This window comes from Neisseria sp. HMSC03D10, assembly GCF_001807625.1.
Taxonomy (GTDB): domain Bacteria; phylum Pseudomonadota; class Gammaproteobacteria; order Burkholderiales; family Neisseriaceae; genus Neisseria; species Neisseria mucosa.
Genome location: NZ_KV789549.1, coordinates 1 through 2,175, shown reverse-complemented (window position 1 = coordinate 2,175; position 2,175 = coordinate 1). Strand labels below are relative to the sequence as shown.

Sequence of the window (2,175 nt, the reverse complement as noted above, 5' to 3'; positions counted from 1 at the left end):
TTGGGGGGAAAGGCTTTTTTGCAAAGGTCTCAATTTTTAAGAAACAGTCACACCGGATAAAGGAAAAGAACAAGTTTGCCGCTGCTGTAAAAAGGTCGTCTGAAACCGCCTTGACGTTTTCAGACGACCTTTGAGGCGATGGCGCACAAGGCTTACGGCAAAATCTCAATTTCCGCGTTGTGTTTCACGCTGCGGTAGAGTTCGTCGATTTCCTCGTCCGTTACCGCGATGCAGCCGTCGGTCCAGTCTCTTTGCAGGTGTTTTTTGCCGATAGAACCCCAGCCGTTTTTGATGCCGTGGATTTTAATCAGCCCGCCCGGACTTTTACCTTGTGCCGCCGCGTAGGCTTTGTCGGATTCGTTAGGGTAAGAAACGCCGAGATTTTTATGGTATGCGCTGTTGGGATTGCGATCGTTGATGCGGTATTTCCCTTCGGGCGTTTTGCCGTCGCCTTCAAAGTGTTTATGCCCGACGGGCTGCTTGCCCAGCGCAATGGGGTAGGTTTTCAGCAACTTGCCTTGCGAGTACGCCGACATGGTGCGCTTGCTTTTATGTACGACCAATCTGTCGATAACGGCATCTTCAGGAAGCGGCGTTTCGCTTGACTCGGCAACGGACGACTCGCCTGATGTCGCAACGGTCTGCTCGGAACGGATGGGCATGGAATACCAAACCACTCCGGCAGCGACTGCCAAAAGCAAAACCGCCGCCAAACTGATTTTCAACCCTCTTTTCATGTTTCAGACGACCTTACAAAGCCTTAAACGCCTCGATAAATACTTCCGAACGGTGCGCATAGCCTTTAAACATATCGAAGCTCGCGCAGGCGGGGCTGAGCAGCACAATATCGCCCGCTTCGGCTTGGGCGTATGCCGTCTGAACGGCTTCTTCCAAAGTGGCGCAGTCGGTCATATCCAGATCGCAGCCGTCCAAATCTCGGCGGATTTGCGGCGCATCGACGCCGATCAGGAACACGCCTTTTGCCTTGCCGGCAAGTGCGTCGCGCAGGGGCGTGAAGTCCTGCCCTTTGCCCATGCCGCCCAAAATCACGAAAAGCGGATTTTGCAAACCGGCAATCGCGGCGGCGGTCGCGCCGACGTTCGTGCCTTTGCTGTCGTCGATGAATACCACGCCGTTTTTCTCGCCGATTTTTTCCACGCGGTGCGGCAGGCCTTGGAAGGTTTTGACGTGTTCGAGCAATGCTTCGCGCGGCAAACCGACGGCTTCGCACAAAGCCACGGCAGCCATGACGTTGGCGGCGTTGTGCAAGCCTTGCAGCGGAATGTCTTGCGTGGCAATCAAATCTTCATTGCCTTGTTTCAGACGACCCGTCTCGCGTTCTAACCAAAAATCGGCCTCGTGTTCCAACGAAAACCATTTCACCTCGCGCCCTGCACGCTTCATGGCGCGGCAGAACACGTCGTCTGAATTTAAAACCTGCACGCCATCGCCACGGAAAATCTTGGCTTTGGTATGCGCGTAGTCGAGCAAATCGTCGTAGCGGTCGAGATGGTCTTCGGAAATGTTCAGCACCGTCGCCGCAGTCGGGCGCAGGCTTTCGGTGTTTTCCAGTTGGAAGCTGGAAAGCTCCAACACCCACACGTCCGCCTTTTTGCTTTCGCGCTGCAATTCCGCCTCCAAAACCGGCGTGCCGATATTGCCCGCAATGACGGTATCCAGCCCGCACTTGATGCAGAGATAGCCGACCAGGCTCGTTACCGTGGTTTTGCCGTTGCTGCCGGTAATCGCAATCACCTTGTCGCCGCGGCGGTTCACAATGTCTGCCAGCAATTCGATGTCGCCCAACACGCGCCCACCGTTTTGCTTGAACACATCAATATCAGGCTGCCGCTCGCTGATGCCGGGGCTGAGTGCCAAAATATCGAAACCGTTGGAGAGCGCATCTTTCAGACGACCCGTATAAAACACTAGCCCTTCAAACATCTTACCGATTTGCGACACGCGCTCCGGTTTCAGCTCCGCATCATAAGCGGCAACCTCCGCGCCGTTTTTGCGCAGATAGGCAATCATGGAAATACCCGTACCGCCGAGTCCGGCGACGAGGATTTTTTTGTTTTGGAAAGTCATTTTGGTTTTGTCCTAAATATTCAGACGACCTTGGGATAAAGATTCAATATCCTGCCTGATTCAATTCTCGGTAAGCATCGCAACCTA

At 54.1% G+C, this 2,175-nt stretch carries 2 protein-coding genes; both read right to left on the bottom strand.

Going from position 1 to position 2,175, the window contains the following annotated elements; all coding sequences use genetic code 11:
• Positions 1 to 152: 152 nt before the first annotated feature.
• Positions 153 to 737, bottom strand: a complete 585-nt coding sequence (locus HMPREF3066_RS06995; RefSeq protein ID WP_070441508.1) for a L,D-transpeptidase family protein — start codon at positions 735 to 737, stop codon at positions 153 to 155.
• Between the two features lie 13 nt (positions 738 to 750).
• A complete protein-coding gene (gene murD / locus HMPREF3066_RS06990; RefSeq protein WP_070441505.1) occupies positions 751 to 2,088 on the bottom strand; it encodes a UDP-N-acetylmuramoyl-L-alanine--D-glutamate ligase in 1,338 nt (445 codons plus the stop codon).
• Positions 2,089 to 2,175 lie beyond the last annotated feature (87 nt).

Coding starts and splice junctions, on each gene's coding strand:
- HMPREF3066_RS06995 (WP_070441508.1), bottom strand. CDS start 737: ATGAAAAGAGGGTTGAAAATCAGTTTGGCGGCGGTTTTGCTTTTGGCA.
- murD (WP_070441505.1), bottom strand. CDS start 2,088: ATGACTTTCCAAAACAAAAAAATCCTCGTCGCCGGACTCGGCGGTACG.